At 55.3% G+C, this 22905-nt stretch carries 18 protein-coding genes; 3 read left to right on the forward strand and 15 right to left on the reverse strand.

Annotated features, from left to right (window positions below; translation table 11 throughout):
• Window positions 1-35 precede the first annotated feature (35 nt).
• The 5 genes from secF to queA all read right to left on the reverse strand — a co-directional run bounded on the left by secF (window position 36) and on the right by queA (window position 5616).
• Window positions 36-1007: a protein translocase subunit SecF gene (secF, locus tag G163CM_RS12280; protein ID WP_231825137.1), complete on the reverse strand. Its 972-nt coding sequence runs from the start codon at window positions 1005-1007 to the stop codon at window positions 36-38.
• A gap of 10 nt (window positions 1008-1017) precedes the next feature.
• Window positions 1018-2865 (reverse strand): protein translocase subunit SecD, encoded by a 1848-nt coding sequence (secD, locus tag G163CM_RS12285; protein ID WP_231825138.1) that lies wholly within the window; start codon window positions 2863-2865, stop codon window positions 1018-1020.
• Window positions 2866-2892: 27 nt separating this feature from the next.
• Window positions 2893-3225, reverse strand: a complete 333-nt coding sequence (gene yajC, locus G163CM_RS12290; RefSeq protein ID WP_231825139.1) for a preprotein translocase subunit YajC — start codon at window positions 3223-3225, stop codon at window positions 2893-2895.
• Window positions 3226-3247: 22 nt separating this feature from the next.
• Complete coding sequence (gene tgt, locus G163CM_RS12295; RefSeq protein ID WP_149462155.1) at window positions 3248-4375, reverse strand: tRNA guanosine(34) transglycosylase Tgt; 1128 nt, start codon at window positions 4373-4375, stop codon at window positions 3248-3250.
• A gap of 173 nt (window positions 4376-4548) precedes the next feature.
• On the reverse strand, window positions 4549-5616 hold the full coding sequence (gene queA, locus G163CM_RS12300; protein WP_231825140.1) for a tRNA preQ1(34) S-adenosylmethionine ribosyltransferase-isomerase QueA: 1068 nt from the start codon (window positions 5614-5616) through the stop codon (window positions 4549-4551).
• Between the two features lie 94 nt (window positions 5617-5710).
• Between queA and acpH the strand changes: the two genes are divergently transcribed.
• Window positions 5711-6292, forward strand: coding sequence for an ACP phosphodiesterase (gene acpH, locus G163CM_RS12305; RefSeq protein WP_231825141.1), 582 nt, complete (start codon window positions 5711-5713; stop codon window positions 6290-6292).
• A 140-nt stretch (window positions 6293-6432) separates the two neighbouring features.
• Entirely contained in the window at window positions 6433-7035 is a 603-nt protein-coding gene (locus G163CM_RS12310) for a peroxiredoxin (RefSeq protein ID WP_113858772.1), read from the forward strand.
• Between the two features lie 159 nt (window positions 7036-7194).
• Here the strand turns inward: G163CM_RS12310 and G163CM_RS12315 are convergent, their stop codons facing one another.
• The 5 genes from G163CM_RS12315 to G163CM_RS12335 form a co-directional block, all read right to left on the reverse strand.
• Window positions 7195-8559, reverse strand: a complete 1365-nt coding sequence (locus G163CM_RS12315) for a DUF3999 domain-containing protein (RefSeq protein ID WP_231825142.1) — start codon at window positions 8557-8559, stop codon at window positions 7195-7197.
• Complete coding sequence (locus G163CM_RS12320; protein WP_231825143.1) at window positions 8556-11129, reverse strand: DUF2339 domain-containing protein; 2574 nt, start codon at window positions 11127-11129, stop codon at window positions 8556-8558. The genes G163CM_RS12315 and G163CM_RS12320 overlap by 4 nt, the downstream gene beginning before the upstream one ends.
• A gap of 142 nt (window positions 11130-11271) precedes the next feature.
• Entirely contained in the window at window positions 11272-13140 is a 1869-nt protein-coding gene (locus G163CM_RS12325) for an amidohydrolase (protein WP_231825144.1), read from the reverse strand.
• A 20-nt stretch (window positions 13141-13160) separates the two neighbouring features.
• The gene (locus tag G163CM_RS12330) at window positions 13161-13703 is read right to left on the reverse strand and encodes an antibiotic biosynthesis monooxygenase (protein ID WP_015965622.1); all 543 of its coding nucleotides are present in this window, start codon (window positions 13701-13703) and stop codon (window positions 13161-13163) included.
• Between the two features lie 58 nt (window positions 13704-13761).
• A complete protein-coding gene (locus G163CM_RS12335) occupies window positions 13762-14403 on the reverse strand; it encodes a hydrolase (protein WP_015965623.1) in 642 nt (213 codons plus the stop codon).
• A 274-nt stretch (window positions 14404-14677) separates the two neighbouring features.
• Here G163CM_RS12335 and G163CM_RS12340 point away from each other — a divergent pair, with 274 nt between their 5' ends.
• Window positions 14678-15580: a LysR family transcriptional regulator gene (locus tag G163CM_RS12340; protein WP_231825145.1), complete on the forward strand. Its 903-nt coding sequence runs from the start codon at window positions 14678-14680 to the stop codon at window positions 15578-15580.
• Window position 15581: 1 nt separating this feature from the next.
• On the opposite strand, the gene malZ is transcribed toward G163CM_RS12340, so the two are convergent.
• The 5 genes from malZ to phoB form a co-directional block, all read right to left on the reverse strand.
• Window positions 15582-17399: a maltodextrin glucosidase gene (gene malZ, locus G163CM_RS12345; protein ID WP_231825146.1), complete on the reverse strand. Its 1818-nt coding sequence runs from the start codon at window positions 17397-17399 to the stop codon at window positions 15582-15584.
• A gap of 181 nt (window positions 17400-17580) precedes the next feature.
• Window positions 17581-18936 carry a proline-specific permease ProY gene (proY, locus tag G163CM_RS12350; protein ID WP_015965626.1) on the reverse strand — a complete coding sequence of 452 codons (1356 nt, stop codon included), beginning with the start codon at window positions 18934-18936 and terminating at the stop codon, window positions 17581-17583.
• 85 nt (window positions 18937-19021) lie between these two features.
• Window positions 19022-20341, reverse strand: coding sequence for a branched-chain amino acid transporter carrier protein BrnQ (gene brnQ / locus G163CM_RS12355; RefSeq protein WP_015965627.1), 1320 nt, complete (start codon window positions 20339-20341; stop codon window positions 19022-19024).
• Between the two features lie 420 nt (window positions 20342-20761).
• Complete coding sequence (gene phoR, locus G163CM_RS12360) at window positions 20762-22048, reverse strand: phosphate regulon sensor histidine kinase PhoR (RefSeq protein WP_231825147.1); 1287 nt, start codon at window positions 22046-22048, stop codon at window positions 20762-20764.
• A gap of 21 nt (window positions 22049-22069) precedes the next feature.
• Window positions 22070-22759: a phosphate response regulator transcription factor PhoB gene (phoB, locus tag G163CM_RS12365; RefSeq protein ID WP_231825148.1), complete on the reverse strand. Its 690-nt coding sequence runs from the start codon at window positions 22757-22759 to the stop codon at window positions 22070-22072.
• Window positions 22760-22905 lie beyond the last annotated feature (146 nt).

Genomic DNA, 22905 nt, shown 5'->3' on the forward strand with positions numbered 1-22905 from the left:
GCGACCGGGATTCCGATTCTGACGGGAAAGTCGTGTTACGGCAGAATTGACGGTTGATCCGCCCCTTCTTTCTCGACTTTCTGCTGCAGCATGTGCTCGCGCTTCATACCCAGTTTCAGCGCCAGTGCAGACGCAACATAGATAGAAGAAGCCGTACCGATAGACACACCAATCAGCATGGTCAGTGAGAAGCCTTCCAGTACCGGACCACCGAAGAGGTACAGCATCAGAATAACCACTAACGTCGTACCGGAGGTGATCAACGTACGGTGCAGCGTCTGGGTCAGTGACACGTTAAAGATTTCGTAAGGCGTCCCGCGACGAATTTTGCGGAAGTTTTCACGAATACGGTCAGAGACCACGATGCTATCGTTCAACGAGTAACCGATAACCGACATCAACGATGCCACGATGGTCAGGTCAATCTCGATATGGAATAACGAGAGTATGCCCAGCGTGATGATAACGTCGTGCGCCAGTGAGATAACCACACCCGCCGCCAGTCGCCACTCGAAGCGGAAACCGACGTAAACGAGGATAGAGATCAGCGCCACGATCAGCGCCATTGCACCGGTTTGCGCAAGGTCTGCACCCACGCTCGGCCCAACGAACTCGATACGTTTCACTGCCGCGTTCTGATTGGTGGATTCGTTAATCACCTTCAGAACCTGGCTCCCCAGCACCTGACCGCCATTTTCGCCTTCAGTTGGCGGCATGCGGACCATGATGTCGTGGCTGCTACCAAAGTTCTGCAACTGCGGCTCTTCAAAGCCCGCCTTCTGCAGCGCGTCACGCATCACATCAATTTCAGCCGGTTTTTCCAGCGTAATTTCGATTACCGTACCACCGGTGAAATCGAGCCCCCAGTTGAAGCCGCGCACGCCCATAATGACGATGGCAGCCACCAACAGCAGGCCAGAGATGCCGAAAGCCCAGTAATCCCAGCGCATAAAGTCATAGACTTTACGGCCGTGGTTCAATTGTTCAACAGTATATTCCTGTGCCACAACGCACTCCTCAGATTGACAGCTTGTTGATGCGTTTGCCGCCATACAACAGGTTTACGATGGCACGCGTACCGACAATTGCGGTAAACATCGACGTTGCCACACCGATACCGGTGGTGATAGCAAAGCCTTTGATTGCCCCGGTGCCGACTGCATACAGGATCAGAACTTTAATCAGCGTGGTGATGTTCGCATCAAAGATGGAGCTGAATGCGCCCGCATAACCTTCGTTGATTGCCTGCTGCACCGAACGCCCGTTGCTCAACTCTTCTTTGATACGTTCGTTGATCAGTACGTTGGCGTCGACCGCCACCGCAAGGGTTAGCACGATACCCGCAATACCCGGCATACTCAGCGTGGCGCCTGGCAGCAGTGACATGATACCGACGATCAGTACCAGGTTAGCAATCAGCGCGCTGGTCGCGATCAGACCAAATTTCTTGTAGAAGAAAATCATGAACAGGATAGAAACCGCCAGGCCAGCCAGACATGCTTCCAGGCCCTGTTTGATGTTCTGCATACCCAAAGTTGGGCCGATAGTACGTTCTTCAACAATCTGAATCGGCGCAATCAGCGCACCGGCACGCAGCAGCAGAGAGAGCTGACGCGCTTCGTTCGGGTTGTTGATACCGGTGATACGGAAGCTGTTACCCAGGCGAGACTGGATGTTGGCGATGTTAATCACCTCTTCCTGTTTCACCAGCACGGCACGGCCGTTCGCATCTTTCTTACCACTGTCTTTATACTCCACGAACAGGGTCGCCATCGGTTTACCGATGTTGTCCTTGGTGAAGTTAGACATGGTGTTACCACCTGCGCTATCCAGCGAGATGTTAACCTGCGGCTGGTTGTATTCGTCCTGGCTGGAAGTGGAATCGGTGATATGGTCACCGGTCAGAATCACGCGTTTGTACAGCACAACCGGCTGACCTTCACGGGTCTGTTTCACTTCGGAGTCGCCCGGTACACGGCCAGATGCGGCAGCGGACTGGTCAACGTTAGTATTCACCAGACGGAATTCCAGGGTCGCGGTAGCGCCGAGAATTTCTTTCGCACGCGCAGTATCCTGAATACCCGGCAGTTCAACGACGATGCGGTCCGCACCCTGACGCTGTACCACAGGCTCAGCCACACCCAGTTGGTTCACACGGTTACGCAGAATGTTGATGTTCTGCTGCACCGCATATTCACGCGCTTCGCTCAGACGCGCATCGCTCATTACCGCGCGCAGCTGGTTGCTGCCCTGATTAGTGATAACCAGATCACGGTGACGGGATGTGAGATACGTATTCGCCTGATCGCGCGCCGCGCTATCGCGGAACTGAATCGTCAGACCATAGTTATCTGATTTACGAATATTGGAATACGGAATGTTTTTCTCGCGCAGATCGCTGCGCAGACTGTCGATATTTTGTTCCTGAAGTTTGCCGAGCGCCGTGTCCATATCCACTTCCATCAGGAAGTGAACACCACCACGCAGGTCAAGACCCAGCTTCATCGGTTCGGCTTTAATGGCCGCCAACCAACGCGGGGTCGCAGGAGCAAGGTTCAGCGCCACGACGTATTTATCACCCAGCACGCTCAGCAGCGCTTCACGAGCACGCAGCTGGACGTCGGTGGAGTCGAAGCGCGCAAGAATAGCGCCCTCTTCCAGTGCCACAGACTTCGCGGTGATTTTTTCTTGTTGTAAAGTATTCTGGACCTGGATCAGCGTTTGCTCACTGGCGGCGACTCCGCGCGCACCAGTGATCTGAACAGCCGGATCCTCACCATACAGGTTGGGAAGTGCGTAAAGCAGGCCGACGATAATCACGACGACCAGCATAATGTACTTCCACAAAGGATAACGGTTTAACACGGCAGTTCCCTTTGGGAAAACAGTAAATTACAGCGCCTTCATGGTGCCTTTCGGCAGAACGGCAGCTACGAAGTCACGTTTGATAACCACTTCAGTGGTGTCGTTCAGCGCGATAGCAATGTAGCCAGTTTCAGCTACTTTGGTTACGCGGCCAACCAGACCACCGTTAGTCAGCACTTCATCACCTTTGGCGATGGAGTCCATCAGCTTTTTGTGCTCTTTGGTGCGTTTCTGCTGTGGGCGCAGGATCATGAAGTAGAAAATCAGACCAAACACTACCAGCATCAGAATCAGAGACATCGGGCTGCCCTGTGCTGCGCCACCCGGTGCTGCTACCGCATCAGAAATAAAAAAGCTCATTAAAATTCCCTCATTATTAATATTAATCAACGTTCAAAGCTGGAACTTCGCGCCCCTGACGTTGGTAAAAATCGGTCACGAAGCTCTCTAATTTACCCTCTTCGATAGCCTTGCGTAAACCAGCCATTAAACGCTGATAGTAGCGAAGGTTATGAATCGTGTTGAGACGTGCGCCCAGTATTTCGTTGCAACGGTCTAAATGATGCAAGTACGCACGTGAATAATTGCGACACGTATAGCAATCACACTCAGCGTCGAGTGGGCTGGTATCGCTCTTATGCTTCGCATTACGGATTTTCACCACGCCATCGGTCACGAACAGGTGACCATTGCGCGCGTTACGCGTGGGCATAACGCAGTCAAACATATCGATACCGCGACGTACGCCTTCGACCAGATCCTCTGGTTTACCGACGCCCATCAGGTAACGCGGTTTGTCAGCAGGAATTTGCGGGCAAACGTGCTCCAGGATGCGGTGCATGTCTGCTTTCGGTTCGCCTACTGCCAGGCCGCCGACAGCGTAGCCATCAAAACCGATATCTACCAGACCTTTAACGGAGATATCTCGTAAATCTTCGTAAACGCTGCCCTGAATGATGCCAAAAAGCGCATTTTTATTGCCGAGGCCGTCAAAACGCTCGCGGCTACGCCTGGCCCAGCGCAGAGACATCTCCATGGAACGTTTAGCATAGTCCCAGTCCGCCGGGTACGGCGTACATTCGTCGAAGATCATCACGATGTCGGAACCGAGATCGTACTGAATCTCCATCGATTTTTCCGGATCGAGGAAGATAGGATCGCCGTTGATCGGGTTACGGAAGTGTACGCCCTGTTCGGTTATCTTACGAATATCGCCCAGGCTGAAGACCTGGAAGCCGCCAGAGTCGGTGAGGATGGGGCCTTTCCACTGCATGAAGTCATGCAGGTCGCCGTGCAGTTTCATGATTTCCTGACCCGGGCGCAGCCACAGGTGGAAGGTGTTGCCGAGGATAATCTGTGCGCCGGTGGCTTCAACTTCTTCCGGCGTCATGCCTTTTACGGTGCCGTAGGTACCGACGGGCATAAAAGCAGGCGTTTCCACTACGCCACGATCGAAGACCAGGCGGCCACGGCGTGCGCGTCCGTCGGTGGTGTCCAGTTCAAATTTCACGCTATTCTCCTGCATCAGAGAGACAGTCTGATGGTTAATGTTGCGAGGTGAGGTTCACCCTCACCCCGGCCCTCTCCCGCATGGGAGAGAGAAAAATCGTATCGTGCCTGTGTTGTCGGGTGGCGCTACGCTTACCCGACCTACAAACCGTAGGCCTGATAAGCAACGCGCCATCAGGCAGGACGTTCGTTAATGGCCTGCGGATTGTACGTGATAAACATCGCATCACCGTAACTAAAAAAGCGATATTCCGCTTTTACCGCTTCGTGATAGGCGTGCAGGGTGTTTTTATAACCTGCAAACGCGGAAACCAGCATAATCAGCGTCGATTCCGGCAGGTGGAAGTTGGTCACCAGCGCATCAATCACTTTGTACTGATAGCCCGGATAGATAAAGATTTGCGTATCGCCAAAGAACGGTTCAATCAGGTCGTTTTTCGCCGCCTGTGCCGCGCTTTCCAGCGAACGCACAGAGGTAGTGCCGACTGCAATCACACGGTTACCGCGCGCTTTCGCCGCCAGCACCGCATCAACAACGTCCTGTGGCACTTCCGCATATTCGGAATGCATGGTGTGCTCTTCAATGCTTTCAACGCGAACCGGCTGGAAAGTCCCTGCGCCCACGTGCAGGGTCACAAAGGCCATATCAATGCCTTTCTCACGCAGTTTAGCCAGCAGTGGGTCGTCGAAATGCAGACCCGCTGTGGGAGCCGCGACAGCGCCAGGGCGGCTGCTGTAAACGGTTTGATAAAGTTCGCGGTCGGCGTCTTCATCCGGGCGATCGATGTACGGCGGCAGCGGCATGTGGCCGATACTGTTCAGAATATCCAGTACCGGACGCTCATCGTTAAACTGCACTTCAAACAGCGCGTCGTGGCGTGCGACCATGGTCGCATTGATGCTTTCGTCATCGCCCAACAGCAGTTCCGCACCCGGCTTCGGCGCTTTAGAGGCGCGAATATGTGCCAGAATACGATTATCATCGAGCATACGCTCAACCAGCACTTCAATCTTGCCGCCGCTGGCCTTGCGACCGAACAGACGCGCAGGAATGACGCGGGTATTATTAAAGACCAGAAGATCGCCAGGGTTGAGCTTATCGAGCAGATCGGTGAAAGTACCGTGCGTCAGCGCGCCTGTCGGCCCGTCCAGCGACAGCAAGCGGCAACCGCTGCGCTCAGGCTGTGGATAGTGGGCAATCAGGGATTCAGGTAATTCAAAGGAAAAATCGGCAAGGCGCATGACTCTAAGACTCTGGACTTAATAATGAGGCGGGTAGTCTAGTGCCGGGGCGTTCTCCCTGCAACCCTATCCCCCTCTGGATAGATAATAATCGATGAATTTTTTAGCTCACCTGCATCTCGCGTACCTCGCCGACAGCTCGTTGTCCGGCAATCTGCTGGCCGATTTTGTGCGCGGCAATCCGGATAACAGCTACCCGGCCGAGGTCGTCGACGGGATTTACATGCATCGGCGCATTGACGTGATGACCGATAACCTGCCCGAGGTGAAGCAAGCCCTGGAGTGGTTCCGCCCGCAGACGCGGCGCGTCGCGCCTATTACGCTCGATGTAATGTGGGACCATTTTCTCTCGCGCCACTGGTCGCAGCTTTCGCCACAAATAGCGCTGCCGGAGTTCGTCGAGTACGCCCATGAGCAGGTGTCGCTGATTCTGCCCGACTCGCCGCCGCGCTTCGTGAATCTGAACGAGTATCTGTGGTCAGAACGCTGGCTGGAGCGCTATCGCGAAATGGAGTTTATTCAGCGCGTGCTGAACGGCATGGCCAGCCGACGTCCGAAACTGGACGCCCTGCGCGACTCCTGGCACGATTTAGACCAGCACTATGCGCAGCTGGAGAAACAGTTCTGGCAGTTTTATCCGCAGATGATGGCGCAGGCCAAAGCCCGCGAGCTTTAATCAGAACCTGTCAAACGTGTAGCTATCCATAGGCAGAACTTTAAATATCGATTGCTGTAGCCTCTTTGAGTCATTGCGGTTCACTCTCTATACTGGCCCGCGTTGCGTACTACTTACTTTCTATACTCAAAGGAGAACCCATGGTTCTGGTTACTCGTCAGGCACCTGACTTTACCGCTGCGGCAGTGCTCGGTAACGGCGAAATCGTTGAAAACTTTAACTTCAAACAGCACACCAACGGCAAAGCCACCGTGCTGTTCTTCTGGCCAATGGACTTCACCTTTGTCTGCCCGTCTGAACTGATCGCGTTCGATAAACGCTACGAAGAGTTCCAGAAACGCGGTGTAGAAGTGGTCGGTGTTTCCTTTGACTCCGAATTCGTTCACAACGCATGGCGTAACACCCCGGTCGATAAAGGCGGCATCGGTGCGGTGAAATACGCGATGGTTGCTGACATTAAACGCGAAATCCAGAAAGCCTACGGCATCGAACACCCGGACGCGGGCGTGGCGCTGCGTGGTTCTTTCCTGATCGACGCCAACGGCGTAGTTCGCCACCAGGTGGTTAACGACCTGCCGCTGGGCCGTAACATCGACGAAATGCTGCGTATGGTTGACGCGCTGCAGTTCCACGAAGAGCACGGCGAAGTGTGCCCGGCACAGTGGGAAAAAGGCAAAGAAGGTATGGCGGCGTCCCCGGACGGCGTAGCAAAATACCTGACCGAAAACGTCTCCAGCCTGTAATTGGCGGATGCATAAGCAAAATTGCCTGATGGCGCTGCGCTTATCAGGCCTACCAATTTACACGATTTTGTAGGCCGGATAAGGCAAAGCCGCCATTCGGCAAAACAAAGCGCACGTTATCAGAAATCTAAGGCTCGCGCAGGCGAGCCTTTTTTGTTTTTAGCGCCGGGCTTCTCGCCAGATTCGCCACGCCACCATCAGCAACGCCCCCACGCCGACGATAAGCACCGCCCACACCGCGAGGGCTACCCACAGTTTCTGTTGTTCACCCGCACTCACCGCCTGCAATCGCGCATCACCGCCCAGTTTGACGGTTTCCAGCGGCTGCGCCCAGGGCAGCGTCTCGATGTTTTTGCTCGCCGGGAGCGATTCAGGAATTAACTGATTCAGGCTCAACGCGACATTCTCCGCCGCCTTATTTCCCCAGGTCAGCATATAGGGGCCCTTACCCTGTGCGTTAAAGATCAGCACTTTAGCTTCACGCGCGCCAGTTACGCCCGGAAGCGTTTGCGGCAGATGGGCATCCACCGTGGTGATGCGAATGGCCTCGACAACATTCGCAGAGAGCGGAAACGCCGCCTGCGTTTGATCGTTGACGTTAAACAACACGCTTTTCGCCAGCGGCCGCCACTCGCTTTTTGCATCGCTTCGCCAGGCTATCTCGACCGGTAACACTCCTTCTTCCATCAGCGTGATGGAAAGCGTACTTAGCGGTTGCGGCTGATCCCATTGCCAGATGGCCTCGGTTGATGTGGCTTTGGCGACCGCAGCCGGGAGCTGAATACGCTCAGTAAGCGGCTCTTGCGGTTGCGCCACGGCCATTACGCCTTTTAGCTCCGGCATGGGGGTTTGTGGGTCAAGAACCAGCAGCAGGTAACGTCTGCCTTTGGGTGACAGCGTCAATTCGGCGGCCACGGTATTCATCTTCAGCTGTTCGCCATCGCGGGAAAGATCCATCAGCGGCGCATTTTCCTGAACGCGCTGCCAGTGGCTGAGATCCCGGCTGGCGTAAACCGAAGCTTTACCCTGCCAGCTTGCATTTGATGCCGCCCAATCGAGCTGAAGCTGCGTCAGGCGCAGCGACGCTTCCCGGCTATCCGGCAAGGTCAGTAAATAGCTCTGACCCACCGATTTTGCCTCATCGCCCTCAAGATTAATTTCCACGCCATTGGCTGCCTTAAGACGGATCGTCTGCGGCGCGCTGGCCTCCGTCGTGGCGATCGGCGAGGCCGCTAAAGGAAACAGACGCAGAGCGACCGAATCCGCGACGGCAGGCGGCGTTGGCTTCGTCATTAACGTAAAGGGAACGCGCTCCCCCTGTTGATTAAATACCCGAACATCGCGCAGGTCAGGCCAGGCGCTGTGCTGGTAGACCTCTCGCGGTAACGCCACGCGATACCACGGTGATGACGAAGAGGTTTCCAGCGTCATGCCTGTGGCGTAGTCTCGCGGGGATTCCGCCGCAAAGGCGGAAGAACTGCCCGCCAGAAGCAGGCTGCAAACCATCGCTTTTATCCGTTTCATTTTTGCTCTCCTGCTTTGGGTGGCAACGGCGAGAAATAACCGACAATCAAGACCAGTATCGCCACACCAATAAACGCCACCGCGCGCGCCAGACCACCGCCGCCTGCGCTATCGACCAGCATCAGTTTGATGATAACCACGCCTAATAGCGCGGCACCACACAGCCACATTTTGCGTGAGACGTTGCGCGTTGCGCGAATCATAATAATGAGCGCTATCAGCATCCAGAACAGCGCAAAGGTGGTCTGAATGAGCCGCGACTGCCAGAGCGCGCTGAAATCCCAGGCAACGTCGCCATACCACGCCAGCGCACGCATCAGCATGCCGTTCAGCCACCAGAAAGCCAGCCCGGCGAGGGCTACGCGCCACGTCGATGGCAGATATTGCCGAACAGCGCGTTCCGCCACATAAAGCCCCAGCAGCGCAAAAGCAGCGCCCTCTTCCAGAGGGTTAATCAACGGCAAATAGAGCTGATGATAGACCACGCCGCTTTGCACGTTGCTCAGTACCAACAAACCAAGCAGCAGGGCCACCACGGGGACAACCGCCACGCTGCCATACATTTCCGGCCAGCGGCAGAACGGCCACCAGGCCCGGCGAAGCGCTCCGTGGATCAGCAGAATGGTAATGCCACCCGCCGCCATCAGCAGGCCGCTTTGCCAGGCGCTCGTTCCCCACGGTAGCGACTGCACAAACCACATCAGTTCAGCTCCGAATGCGAGCATCAGCATCCATAACAACGCGAGATGCAACCCCTGCGAAAGACGTGCTGGTACCGTGCTGTCATCACGATAAAGCAGCATGAGCGCAGACGGCAGGGCAATCACCCACGCCAGATTGTGCCAGCCTGCGGCGAAAATTTGCTGCTGATAAATTTGCTCGCACAGCATCAACAGCATGGCGGGCCACAGCAGCCACTGTGCAAAGCCCAGTTCGCGCCATGCCAGACGCTGGCACATAAAACGCCAGGCCCAGGCCGAGAGGGATATCAACGCGAGCAGGACAAATCCTGTCGTCGCGTCCTGGGTAGTGACGAGCTGTGCCGCACCCGCGAGGGCAATCACCCAGAATGCAACGCCGCCGATTAACAGCGCCAGGCTCAGACGCCATATTTCTGCGCGCCACAACCAGGCGGCGGCGAGCCAGCACAGGCTGAGCACGGCGAAAATCATCATGATGGAGAGCGGCGTGGTTTCATCCGCCAGCGCCCAGACGCCGCTGCCCAGCGCCATCAATAACAGTGCGGTGCCGCTAAAACTCATACGCCGCTGCTGCTGTTGCATGCCTAACCACAGCACGCCCACACCTTCCAGCGCCCAGGCCATCGCCGTCCAGCGCGCGGAAAGCGCCAGCGGAATAGCAAGCGTGGTGAATGCGCCGCCCAGCGCCAGCGCGGCCAGCAACAGAGTACGTTCCGCCGACGGGAATCGACGCAGCACCAGCCACGCCAGCGCCAGATAAAACGCGCCATAACCCAGGGCGCTGATCGCCGGGCCGTAAGTCATGTGCTGCGTCATGACGTACTGCATTCCAAAACCAATCAGCGGCGGTGCGAAGAGCAGCACGCCGTCGACCACACGCTTACCCTTCTCCTGCGCCTGCCAGGAGAACAGCACGCTCAGGACGCCGAAAATCAGGATATTGGCGATAAGGAACAGCTGGCAGTTAAGCCAGTATTCAGGGCGATAATCATTCATGCCCCACAATCCGCCCACGCCAAAGGTGAAAAGCAGCCCTAACAGATTCAGTTCGCGCCAGTGTTGCCGCGCGCTAATCGCCAGAATGCCAACGGACAGAAGCAGGTAGAAAGAGAACAGCGCAATGTAGTTGCCGCTTCCCGTGGAGAGAAGCACCGGTGCCAGGTAGCCGCCGAGGCTCGCCAACATCGCCAGGCTCAGGGCATTTTGCAGCACCGCCAGGCCAACGCTTGCCGCACAAATCAGCACCAGCAGCACAAAGGCCAGCGTCATCGGCAGCATTTGCCACAGGCGAAATGCGCCGAATACGGTGAGATAAAGCACGCCCGTCGCGCCACCTTGCAGGATCAACGCATAGACACGCTGCTTATGGCGCAATCGCCAGCCGATAGCCAGCAGCACCACCGCGCAAAGCGCCGTCGCCACAAGACGCAGCTCCAGTGGAAATAGCGCGTGCTCGACCGTATAGCGCAACAGGAAAGAGAGCCCAAGAAACAGCAGCAGAATACCCAGTTTAGCCAGTGGGTTACCCTGCATAAACCAGCGTAATAATGAAGTGAATACACCGCCAAATGCCGATGAAGTCTCGCGCTCGGGCGGCGATACCGGCTCGTATTTTTCCGTGGGCTGCCAGGGATTGGCGGGCGCGGGTTGAACGGGCGCAACGGGAATCACCGGTTCAACTGCCACAACCGGTTTTGGCTCCGGCGCATCATGTACACCGCGTTGCTCCAGTTCCTCCAGCCGACGGCGAAGCAACGAAACTTCATAGCGCATGGCGGAAGTACGATTAATAGCGACAATCGCCAGTATGGGGACCACCACCAGCGCAAAGAAAAGTACGATACAGCCAAGGATTACCAGCTCGTCCATGTTTCCACCTTTAGCCAGCACGAATAAACGCAGATTGACACAAAGTGTTGCATTTACGCCATTAATCTTTGCAAAGAGGCGGGATTTTCAGAAGATAACAACAAAAAACCGGATGGGTGGCCCCATCCGGTTAGCGATAGCATCAGAACGCGAAGCAGGAACAGCCCAGCACGCCCCAGAATGCCTGTTCATCGGAGACAGGAATCGACGATTTACGCGCGATATCATGCTGATGGCCGTGAACGCCACAGCTACCGCAGCACTGGTGCATCTGCACCACGGCGCCTATTTTCCCTGCAACCGGCGGCGCAGAGCGATAATGGCCCGGCACTTTCACCACCGGTGACCAGTCTGGAACGACCGGAATCGCAGGCGGCGCCAGCGGGGTAAAGTGACCGGCGGCATACACCACTTTGCCATCCACGATAGTCATCACCGATTCAATGCCTTTGATCTCTTCTTCCGGCACGCTGAAGTAGTCTTTCGACAGCACCACCAGGTCGGCAAGCTGATCTTTCTCGATACGCCCTTTTTTACCCTGCTCGCTGGAGAACCACGCGCTGCCTGCGGTCCAAAGTTCCAGCGCCACATCGCGCGGCAGACGGTTTTCGTCGTCATACATTGCCATACCGCCAACCGTACGGCCAGAAACCAGCCAGTAAAGCGCGGTCCACGGGTTATAGCTTGCTACGCGGGTGGCATCCGTCCCCAGCCCGACGGGCACATCAGCAGCCAGCATTTTGGCGACCGGCGGGGTATGTTTCACCGCATCTTTACCATAGCGATCGATGAAATATTCCCCCTGGAACGCCATGCGGTGCTGCACCGCAATCCCGCCGCCCAGGGCTTTAACACGTTCGATATTACGTTCAGTGATGGTTTCTGCGTGGTCAAAGAACCAGTGCAGGCCGTTAAACGGAATGTCGCGGTTCACTTTTTCGAACACATCCAGCATGCGGCTGATCGATTCGTCATAGGTGGCGTGCAGACGGAACGGCCAGCGGTGTTCCACCAGATGGCGCACCACGCGCTCCAGCTCATCTTCCATCCCTTCCGGCAGGTCCGGGCGCGGCTGGAGGAAGTCTTCGAAATCCGCCGCCGAGAACACCAGCATCTCGCCTGCGCCGTTGGCGCGATAGAAATCGGTGCCCTGGCCCGGTTTGAGCATATCCGTCCAGCGCTCGAAATCTTCCAGCTCCTGCTTTGGCCGCTGCGTGAACAGGTTATAGGCGATACGAATCGTCATCTGCTCTTTGGCGTGCAGTTCTTCGATGATTTCGTAATCTTCAGGGTAATTCTGGAAGCCGCCGCCGGCATCAATGGCGCTGGTCAGCCCAAGGCGGTTCAGCTCGCGCATAAACTGGCGAGTCGAGTTCACCTGCATCTCCAGCGGCAGTTTTGGCCCTTTCGCCAGCGTCGAGTAGAGGATCATCGCGTTGGGTTTGGCGATCAGCATCCCGGTTGGGTTGCCGTTATTATCACGCACGATTTCGCCGCCCGCCGGGTTTGGCGTCTCTTTGGTATAACCCACGGCTTTCAGCGCCGCGCGGTTGAGCAGCGCGCGATCGTACAGATGCAGCACAAACACCGGGGTATCCGGCGCGGCCTCGTTCAGCTCTTCAATGGTTGGCATGCGACGTTCGGCAAACTGGAATTCGCTCCAGCCCCCCACCACGCGCACCCACTGCGGCGACGGCGTACGATCGGCCTGATCTTTCAGCATTCTCAGCGCGTCGGCCAGCGACGGTACACCTTCCCAGCGCAGCTCAAGGTTGTAGTTCAGGCCGCCACGAATCAGGTGCAGGTGCGAGTCATTCAGCCCTGGGATCACCGTATGCCCTTTCAGATCGACAATCTGCGTGCCTTCGCCCGCGTACGACATAATTTGATCGTTGCTGCCTGTTGCCAGAATTTTACCGTTGGCAATCGCCACCGCTTCCGCCAGCGGATGCTGACGGTCGAGCGTGTGAATACGTCCCTGGTTCAGGATCAGTGTGGCTTTTTGTGACATGTCACTCTCCTCAAACCGGATCAGGCTTTTTTAAGCCATCCGGCGAATAGTCGGGTCACGATGGGCATCCAGAGCCAGACAACCAGCGCAACCACACAGGCATCGTTAATGAAATGAAGCAGCAAGGAGCCCTGCAGGGCGGGGAACAGCGCGCCGGTTACCCACGGCACCAGGTTGGTGCTGGGAAAGATCACCAGCAGCGTGATGAGAAATTGTTTCCACTGTTTTGGCTGACGCACGTGCGGTGACGGTGGCGTAAACCAGAACGCCGCTTCGGTACGCACTTCCGTGTGATCGCCTTCGGCTAACAACGGGGTGATTTCATCCACCAGCTGTTTGCGCGTTTCGGACTGCGTCCAGGCGTAGAGGTGCTCCAGGGTATCGAAGCGAATGATGATATTCCAGGCCCCCTGCCCGTCCGCCGGGCGAATAACGTTGGCGCCAAGATGGCCGGGATACTCTGCGGCGACCGGCATAATTTTACCGAGCCAGGCTTCATACTGGTCCGCATCTTCCGGGCGCAGGGCATGCGTAATCACCAGCGTTACATGTTTTTGCGTCATGACGATTTTCCTTGCTGTCGCATTCTGACGGGGAGCGAATCACCCCCCGTCGTCGTCATTACGCTTTGCGTTCCGGCGCGCCGTGAACCAGGGTGTAAGCATAATCCACGCCCATGCCATAGGCGCCGCTGTGCTCACGAACCAGATCCATCACTGCGTCGTAAGTTTCTTTACGTGACCAGTCACGCTGGTACTCCAGCAGCACCTGCTGCCAGGTTACCGGCACTGCACCCGCCTGAACCATACGATCGATGGAACGTTCGTGCGCATCCACAGAGGTACCGCCAGACGTATCGGTAACCACATAAACTTCAAAACCTTCTTCCAGCGCCATTAATGCCGGGAAGGTCAGACAAACCTCAGTCCACAGGGCAGAAATAATCAGCTTTTTACGTCCGGTGGCTTTTACCGCCTTCACGAAAGCTTCATCTTCCCAGGAGTTCATGGACGTGCGTTCAATCGGTTTAATTTCCGGGTGAACCGCCAGCAGTTCCGGCCAGATATAGCCACTGAAGCTTTTGGTTTCAACGGAGGTATAGATAGTTGGGACGTTAAAAATTTTCCCGGCTTTCGCCAACGCGACGGTGTTATTTTTCAACGTCTGACGATCAATATTCGCCACGCCGAAGGACATTTGCGGTTGATGGTCGATAAAAATGAGGGTGGAGTTAGATGGATCGATCAGTTCCCGAATAGACATAAAAACACCTTCTTAAGCAATGAGTTAAGTGGAAATTTTAGGACTAAATGACAGGTGGATACTGAATGAGAACGCAGGATGAGTATAGCGGGAAATTTTTAACGAGTTATTAAAGAAAATTTACGATACGATGATGATAAATATTATGTTATGAAATGAAAGAGTTACCTTTGTTTTTCATTTAACCTATTGATTATCGAAAATTAATCAGTGGCATTACTTAGGATAACTTTGTTACAACTATTAAGATTTTTCTCCGGGTATCTTTAACGTTATGCGAATAAATCTGGACGTTTTACTTATTCTTGACGCGATTGACCGACACGGTAGTTTTGCCGCCGCCGCAGATTCGCTTTACAAAACGCCCGCCGCGCTCAGTTATATGGTGCAAAAGCTGGAGAGTGATTTAAATATCACGCTTCTGGATCGTTCAGGACATCGGGCCAAATTTACCGACACCGGCAGAATGATGCTTGAAAAAGGGCGGATGTTGCTCAGCGCCGCAAAAGACCTTGAAAAGCAAGCAATACAGGTCAATTCAGGCTGGGAAAAGGAGCTTTCCATCGCGCTGGATGACTCTTTCCCGTTCGCCGCACTGTTACCGCTCATCGAAGACTTTTACGCGCAAAATAAGCAAACTCGGCTGAATTTCAGTCATCATACGCTGGCGGGTTCCTGGGAAGAATTAACGCATAACGGCGCGGATATTATTCTGGGCGCAATTAACGATCCTCCCACCTCTGCCGCCTGGTCGTGGCAGATGCTCGGTATGCTGGATAACGCCTTTGTCATTGCACCGTCACATCCACTTGCGGAAGAAGTGGAGCCTATCAGTGCGGAAAGAATGGTTCAGTTCCGTGCGGTGGTGATTAGCGACAGCGCCCGTCAGTGCCGCCCCATCAGTTCCAATCTGATCGATGAGCAGGCACAAATTCGCGTCGATGATTTTCACTCAAAAGTCACGCTGCTGCGCGCCGGGTTAGGCTGCGGATTCCTGCCGCGGCATATTGCTCATCCCTGGATAGCATCCGGCGACCTGGTGGAAAAATCGGTCGTATCATGTCGGCAAAAAGATGTGGCCTATATCGCCTGGCGCAACGGCCATGATGGGCTGGCACAGCAGTGGTGGCGCGAGGCGGTAATTAACCATAATCTGACCGCCCCGCTTTACCCCTGACCTATTCGCCAGACCAGACCGTTGCCGACAGCGCAGGAAGCGTCAGTACGCCATCCTGATTTTCGCCGCTGCCTTCCCGCTGCATGAGCGAGTCAAAGCTCAGCAGCGGCGTATCTTCCAGCACCACTTCGCACGCCTCGCCGCGGTTAATGGCGATCAGCACCCGCTCCCTCTTCAGAACACGCACAAACACCACCACGTTATCTTCAGCGTACAGCACCTGGCAGCCGCCGCGTCGCAACGCTTCGCTCTTTTTACGCAGCTTCGCCATCCGCTGATAAAGCGCGAGCAGCTCGCCGTCCTGCTGGCTTTTATCCCACGGGAACGGTTTACGACACATCGGGTCGTTCGCGCCGTCCACGCCGACTTCATCGCCATAATAGATGCACGGCACGCCCGGCCAACTGAACAACCACACCACGCCCAGTCCTAATCGGGCGACATCTTTGCCCAACAGCGTTTTGAAGCGTGCGGTATCGTGGCTATCAAGCTGATTAAACATCCGCAACTGCTGCTGATGCGACAGCCCCGCGCGATAATCTTCCATCCACGCCATGCAGGTTTGCGCATCGATTTTTTGCGGATCGTAAGAGAGATCGGTATTGGCCAGAAATGCCCACACCGGCAGCGTAAAGCCGCGATAGTTCATCGCCGCGTCTTCCGTATCGGCCTGCAACCACTGACGTGCATCGCCAAAATGCTCGCCAAATACGTAAGAGTCCGGGCGCGTCTCTTTCGCCGCCTGGGTTATTCCGGCGACGTGCTTCAGGTTATTGCGCGCACCGCCGCCCTCACCGAGCATGTGCACCACATCCAGCCGCCAGCCGTCCATGTTCCACGGCGCTTTCAGCCAGTGGCGTACGATACTCTCTTCGCCGCGATAGATTTCGTTGACCAGCGATTCGGACTGATAATCAAGCTTCGGCAGACTTGGGTAGCCCAGCCAGTCCAGCGCGCGGCCTTCCGGTGAGAAGCTGTACCAGTCGCGCCACGGCGACGATGCGTTATGGCACGCCCCGCTGCTTGCGGTATTCTGCCGGTCAAACCAGGCATGGGTATCGCCGCTGTGGTTAAATACGCCGTCGAGGATCAGACGCATGCCTTCGCGCTGGGTATTTTCACGCAGGCGCAGCAGGGCCGCGTTGCCGCCAAACTGCGGGTCTACTTCGCGATAATCCTGCGTGTCATATTTATGCACGCTGGGCGCGGCGAAAACCGGGTTCAGGTACAGCCCGGTCACGCCCAATTTTTTCAGATACGGCAGCTTTTCGCTGATACCGTCCAGGTCGCCGCAGTAGAACGTCGAACCACCCGCGTCTGCGGTGAGGGGCTCATTCCAGTCGCGCAGGATAATATCGTGCCCGGCGGCGTGGTGGTAATACACCTTGTCCTGCTCCGGCGTACGTATTTCGCTACGGGCGAAACGGTCAGGAAAGATTTGATAGAAAATCTGGTCAGCCACCCACTGCGGGCCACTATCAGGCACATCGACCGCAAACAACTCAAGCTTCGCGGGCGGAATTCGGCTAAACCCCTTAGGCGCAAACCAAAGCTGGCGGTCTGGCCACAAGAGCTTAAAAGCATAGCGGCGGCGTGGCTGCCCGCTGTCGAGCGGTATCTCACCGCGCCAGGCGGTTACGCCAGGTACCGGTGATTTGCTCAGGCGTTTCATCGCCATGACGCACTCTTCATTGTCGATTTCCGCACGCATCGTAATGCGCTGCGGCAGATCGTTTCCGCGCAACCACAAGGTAATCGACAGGCGATCGTCGTGCGACTTTATAAAGGGTGCGACAGGCAGATGCCAGGCGTTCAACATCGTTTAATTCCCCTCAGTTAACAATGCGCCCACCTTGCCATAACCCTTTTCAGCCCTACTCCTCTTTTCGTAGTTTTTGAGGGGCGGAGGCTGGGGGCGTAAAAAAGCCCGGTAACTGATGTTAACCGGGCTATCTGTTTTTTATCTGATGGCGCTTCGCTTATCAGGCCAATTGCGAAGATTAACTGCGGCTACGACGCGATTTAAACACCCAGCCAATCAGCAGCAGCACAATCCACGCGAAACCGACGTACAGAGAAATACGCGTATCCGGATGATAGCCGATCAGGCCGATGATAAAGACGAGGAAAATCAGGCCAACAATGGTGGTAGTGACACCGCCAGGCACTTTGAATTTCAGCGCTTTCACCTCTTCCGGCGACAGGCGACGGCGGAAGGCCACCTGCGAGAGCAGGATCATAATCCACACCCATACGGTGGCGAAAGTCGCCAGCGAGGCAATCACCAGGAAGACGTTTTCCGGCATGATGTAGTTCAGATACACCGCAAACAGCAGCGCGATAGTCATCACCATCACGGTGACCCACGGAATACCGCGACGCGAGGTTTTGGCAAACACTTTCGGCGCGCTGCCCTGCTCGGCCATGCCGTGCAGCATACGACCTACGCCGAACACATCGCTGTTAATCGCTGAAAGCGAGGCCGTCAGCACCACAAAGTTCAGGATGCTGGCAGCGAACGTGATGCCCATATGCTGGAAAGTCAGCACGAACGGGCTACCATCGGTACCCACCTGGTTCCACGGGTAGATGGACATAATCACAAACAGCGTGCCGACATAGAACACCAGAATACGCATCGGTACAGAGTTGATAGCGCGTGGAATGGATTTTTCCGGGTCTTTCGCTTCCCCGGCAGTAATACCGATAATTTCGATACCGCCGTAGGCGAACATCACCATTTGCAGCGACATCACCATGCCGAGCCAACCGTTACTGAAGAAACCGCCGTTGCTCCAGAGGTTATGTATGCCGGTCGGTTGCCCGCCGTTGCCAATCCCCCAGATGATAATGCCGAAACCGGCGGCGATCATGATGATGATGGTGGCGACTTTGAAGAAGGAGAACCAGAACTCCAGCTCGCCAAACACCTTCACGCTCATCAGGTTGATGGCGCAAATGATCATCACCACGCTCAACACCCAAATCCAGTGCGGCACATCGGGGAACCAGACGCCCATATAGATGCCAAACGCGGTCACGTCGGCAATCGCGACAATCAGGATTTCAAAGCAGTAGGTCCAGCCGGTGATGTAACCTGCCAGCGGGCCGAGGTTTTCCTGCGCATAGCGCGAGAAAGAACTGGCTGCCGGGTTGTGCACCGACATTTCGCCCAGCGCACGCATGATGATATACGCCGCCACGCCGCCGATAATATAGGCCAGCAGTACGCTCGGCCCGGCCATCTTGATTGCGTCGGCGGAACCATAAAACAGCCCGGTACCAATTGCCGACCCTAACGCCATGAAGCGAATGTGTCGGGTACTTAGCCCGCGCTTCAGCTTGTTGTTTTCCATTGTATCCAATGCCATTTCTTACCAAAAAACAAAAAACCACGGGACGCGAAGTCCCGTGGTTGAACATATTGTTATCGCGCGAAAATTAATGCGCGTTAGACGTTACCTGTCGGCCTGCGGCACGGTCCCAGATAATCGCCAGAACCGCCATTATCACCGTCGGCAGCAGCCAGGCCAGGCCTTGCTCCGCCATCGGCAGACGCGCCGTCCAGCCAGGCAACACATCAGCGAAGGCCGATGCTTTGATGCCGTCAAGGATACCAAACATCAGGCTAATAAACATCGCTGGTGCAATTACGCGGGTCGAATTATGCCACCAACCGCGGGTAAAGCTTAATACAACCAGTGCGATACATGGCGGGTAGATCATCGTCAGCACCGGGATGGAGATCTGAATCAGGTGGCTCAGCCCCAGGTTGGAGACCGCCATCGAGAAGATACCCAGAATAAACACCAGCGTGCGATAAGAGAGCGGCAGATACTGCGCGAAGAACTCCGCACACGCACAGGTCAGGCCAACCGCGGTAACCAGACAGGCGATAAAGATAAGCGCCGCCAGCAGGAAGCTACCCGCTCCTCCAAAGGTATGCTGCACATACGCATGAAGAATCGCCGCGCCGTTCGCACTTTTATCAACCAGCAGTGCGCTATCGGAGCCCAGACGGAACAGCGCCAGATAAAGCAGCGTCAGGCCAACGCCGGCCATCAGACCCGCCCAGATGGTATAGCGCGTCAGCAGGCGCGCTTCGGTAACGCCGCGAGAACGCGCCGCGTTAACGATAACGATACCGAACACCATTGCGCCCAGGGTATCCATGGTCAGGTAACCATTCACAAACCCATTAGAGAACGGTGCGGTTTTATAAGCGTCGAGCGCTTCGCTGATCGGGCCAGCCGGCCAGATAACCGCAGCAACGGACAGTACCAGCAGCGCCAGAATTTTCATCGGCGCCAGGAAGTTGCCGACGGTATCCAGCAGTTTACCCGGATAGAGGGAAACCAGAATCACCAGCGCAAAATAGACCAGGCTGTAGATAAAGAGCGGCATCGCACCATCGCCAGTCAGCGGGGCAATACCGATTTCAAAGGAAACGGTCGCGGTACGCGGCGTCGCAAACAGCGGGCCTACGGCCAGATAACAAACTGTCGCCAGCAGGACGCCTGCAACTTTACCAATTGGCGTGCTCAGGCTATCGACGCCACCGCCAACTTTTGCCAGCGCGACAACGGTCAACACCGGCAGACCAACTGCGGTAATCAAAAAGCCGAGCGCGGCGATCCAGACGTGCGGACCCGCCTGCAAACCGACCATTGGAGGGAAAATAATGTTGCCAGCGCCGACAAACAACGCAAAGGTCATAAAGCCCAGAGCGATGATGTCGCGTGTTTTTAACTGATGGGTCATATGTAACTACTGCCTGTGGATGTGGTGTTGTACAAATAAAAAACTTTGCGCCCGCTCCAACGGAATCTTTCAGAGGAAACAAGCAACAAACTCAGCGGGATATGCTCCCTTCGTAGCGTGAGGAAGAATAGTTTTTTGATTTGCTACGTAAAAACAGTCTGATTCCTACTGCATTAGGCGCAATTTAAACGCTTATAACGTTTTAAAGCAATATGGGATCGTGAAACCAGACGATTATACCAATACTAAATCTAAACCTGGAACGATTGACCAGATATAGGAAAAACACATGGCTGATCGTGCGAACAAAAAAGCGTCAATTGTTCATTAATTATTCGAGGGCAAATTGACTGCAAAGTAAACAGACCAGCCGAGGCTGGTCTGTGGAAACTCATCGTGACAAGCGCCTGTTCAGACGCTTTATTTGGCAATTAAACGTTCCGGCAGCAGGAAGCTGAAGCATGTTCCCTTTCCTGGCTGGCTTTCAATATCCAGACGGCTATCGTGATGATTCAGCGCATGTTTCACAATCGCCAGCCCCAATCCGCTGCCGCCGGTCTGGCGGGAACGCGCCTTATCCACCCGATAAAAACGCTCGGTTAAACGCGGAAGATGTTCCGCCGCGATGCCCGGCCCGTTGTCCTCCACGCTAAACAGCGCGCCGTGTGGCGCATGCTGCCAGCGCACGGTAATTTTCGTGCCCGCAGGCGTATGGTTCACCGCGTTGTAAACCAGGTTCGACACCGCACTGCGCAATTGCTCTTCATTGCCCAGCGCTTTCAGCGTGTCATCAATATCAAAATGAAGTTCATGCTGACCCTGACTGAGGGTCTGCGCTTCCCGCTCGACCACCCGCAGCATCATCGGCACATCCACCTTTTCATTGAGGGCCAGCGTCGGCGCGGCCTCAATTTTGGAGAGCGTCAGCAGCTGTTTCACCAGCCCTTCCATACGCTGTGTCTGCTCACGCATGGTATGCAGCGCTTTTTCGCGTGTTGCCCCTTCCAGTACCTGCTCCTGAAGCATCTCCAGATAGCCCTGTAACACCGTCAATGGCGTTCGCAGTTCATGACTGACGTTGGCAAAGAAGTTACGCCGTGCGCCTTCCAGCTGGTGCATCTGCGTAACATCGCGCGCCACCATCAGCAACTGCCGGTCGGTATAGGGCATGATACGGATTTCCAGATGACGCCCATTATTGAGCACCAGATGCAGCGGTTTAAGAAACTCGCGTTGCTTAAGATGCTGCGTAAATTCCGGATAACGCAGCAGGTTAAGAATATTTTGCCCGCTGTCGTCCGGCCAGCGCAGGCCAAGAAGCTGCTGCGCCAGGCCGTTACACCAGAAGATGGCGCCCTCTTCGGTGGTCAACACCACCGCATCGGGCAGCGATTCTGCGCCGCTACGAAAGCGTTTAATCAGATTTCCCAGTTCGCGGCGGCGTTTTTTATTACGCAACTGCATCTGGTTCAGACCGTACAGCAGGGGTTCCCAGCTACCGCGCCCCGGCGGCGGCGTCATGCTGCGATCAACCCATAGCCACCAGGAAAGACGTAAAAGATTCCAGAAATGCCAAATCAACAGCCCGGTCACTGCCGCCAGCAGAAACCAGGGAAGATGGCCGATAAGCAGCCCTAATATCAGGGCCGGGAGACAACACAAGAAAAGCTCAAAGGCGAGTCTTTTCCATGACAGCCGTTCCAGCACGCGTCACACTCCTGTCAACATTCAGAAACGAGCCGAAAAACGGTAGCCCGTGCCGCGAACGGTTTGCACCATACGATCGTGGCCGCTGTGTTCCAGCGCTTTACGCAGGCGGCGAATATGCACATCCACCGTGCGATCTTCCACATAAACGTTAGTGCCCCAGACATGGTTCAACAGTTGCTCACGGCTGTAGACGCGCTCAGGATGCGTCATAAAGAAGTGCAGCAGCTTAAATTCGGTTGGGCCCATATCGAGCGGGCTTTCCCCGGTCATCACGCGATGCGAGGTAGGATCAAGGCTTAAGCCCTGCATCTCAATCACCTCTTCCACCGCCATCGGAGAGATACGGCGCATGACCGCTTTGATGCGCGCCACCAGCTCTTTCGGGGAAAACGGTTTGGTAATGTAGTCATCCGCGCCGGTTTCCAGACCGCGTACGCGATCCTCTTCTTCACCGCGCGCCGTCAGCATCATCACCGGAATATCACGGGTCAGCGCTTCACGCTTGAGATGTTTAATAAACTGTAGCCCTGAGCCACCCGGTAGCATCCAGTCGAGCAGAATAAGATCGGGCCAGGGTTCATTGAGCTGATTCACCGCACTGTCATAATCTTCCGCCTCAATCGGCTGGAAACCATTTTGTTCCAGCACGAAACAGACCATTTCGCGGATGGGTGCTTCATCTTCAACGACCAGAATGCGTCTCGCCATTTTATGCCCTGTTTTTTTAGCCATCAGTATACATTCGGCGTCATTATGCGTCAGATTTATGACAGTTTTATGAAAAACATGACCGTAAAATGATGGCGCTTTACGAAATATGACACTCGCGGAATACACCCGTCGATCCTGCTGCC

This window comes from Pseudocitrobacter corydidari (assembly GCF_021172065.1).
GTDB classification, from domain to species: Bacteria; Pseudomonadota; Gammaproteobacteria; order Enterobacterales; family Enterobacteriaceae; genus Pseudocitrobacter; species Pseudocitrobacter corydidari.

Bases quoted from the DNA above. Each gene is read 5' to 3' on its own strand.
- G163CM_RS12310 (WP_113858772.1), top strand. From the start codon at position 6,433: ATGGTTCTGGTTACTCGTCAGGCACCTGACTTTACCGCTGCGGCAGTG.
- acpH (WP_231825141.1), top strand. From the start codon at position 5,711: ATGAATTTTTTAGCTCACCTGCATCTCGCGTACCTCGCCGACAGCTCG.
- G163CM_RS12320 (WP_231825143.1), bottom strand. From the start codon at position 11,129: ATGGACGAGCTGGTAATCCTTGGCTGTATCGTACTTTTCTTTGCGCTG.
- malZ (WP_231825146.1), bottom strand. From the start codon at position 17,399: ATGTTGAACGCCTGGCATCTGCCTGTCGCACCCTTTATAAAGTCGCAC.
- brnQ (WP_015965627.1), bottom strand. From the start codon at position 20,341: ATGACCCATCAGTTAAAAACACGCGACATCATCGCTCTGGGCTTTATG.
- G163CM_RS12340 (WP_231825145.1), top strand. From the start codon at position 14,678: ATGCGAATAAATCTGGACGTTTTACTTATTCTTGACGCGATTGACCGA.
- queA (WP_231825140.1), bottom strand. From the start codon at position 5,616: ATGCGCCTTGCCGATTTTTCCTTTGAATTACCTGAATCCCTGATTGCC.
- G163CM_RS12330 (WP_015965622.1), bottom strand. From the start codon at position 13,703: ATGACGCAAAAACATGTAACGCTGGTGATTACGCATGCCCTGCGCCCG.
- phoB (WP_231825148.1), bottom strand. From the start codon at position 22,759: ATGGCGAGACGCATTCTGGTCGTTGAAGATGAAGCACCCATCCGCGAA.
- yajC (WP_231825139.1), bottom strand. From the start codon at position 3,225: ATGAGCTTTTTTATTTCTGATGCGGTAGCAGCACCGGGTGGCGCAGCA.
- proY (WP_015965626.1), bottom strand. From the start codon at position 18,936: ATGGAAAACAACAAGCTGAAGCGCGGGCTAAGTACCCGACACATTCGC.
- G163CM_RS12315 (WP_231825142.1), bottom strand. From the start codon at position 8,559: ATGAAACGGATAAAAGCGATGGTTTGCAGCCTGCTTCTGGCGGGCAGT.
- G163CM_RS12325 (WP_231825144.1), bottom strand. From the start codon at position 13,140: ATGTCACAAAAAGCCACACTGATCCTGAACCAGGGACGTATTCACACG.
- G163CM_RS12335 (WP_015965623.1), bottom strand. From the start codon at position 14,403: ATGTCTATTCGGGAACTGATCGATCCATCTAACTCCACCCTCATTTTT.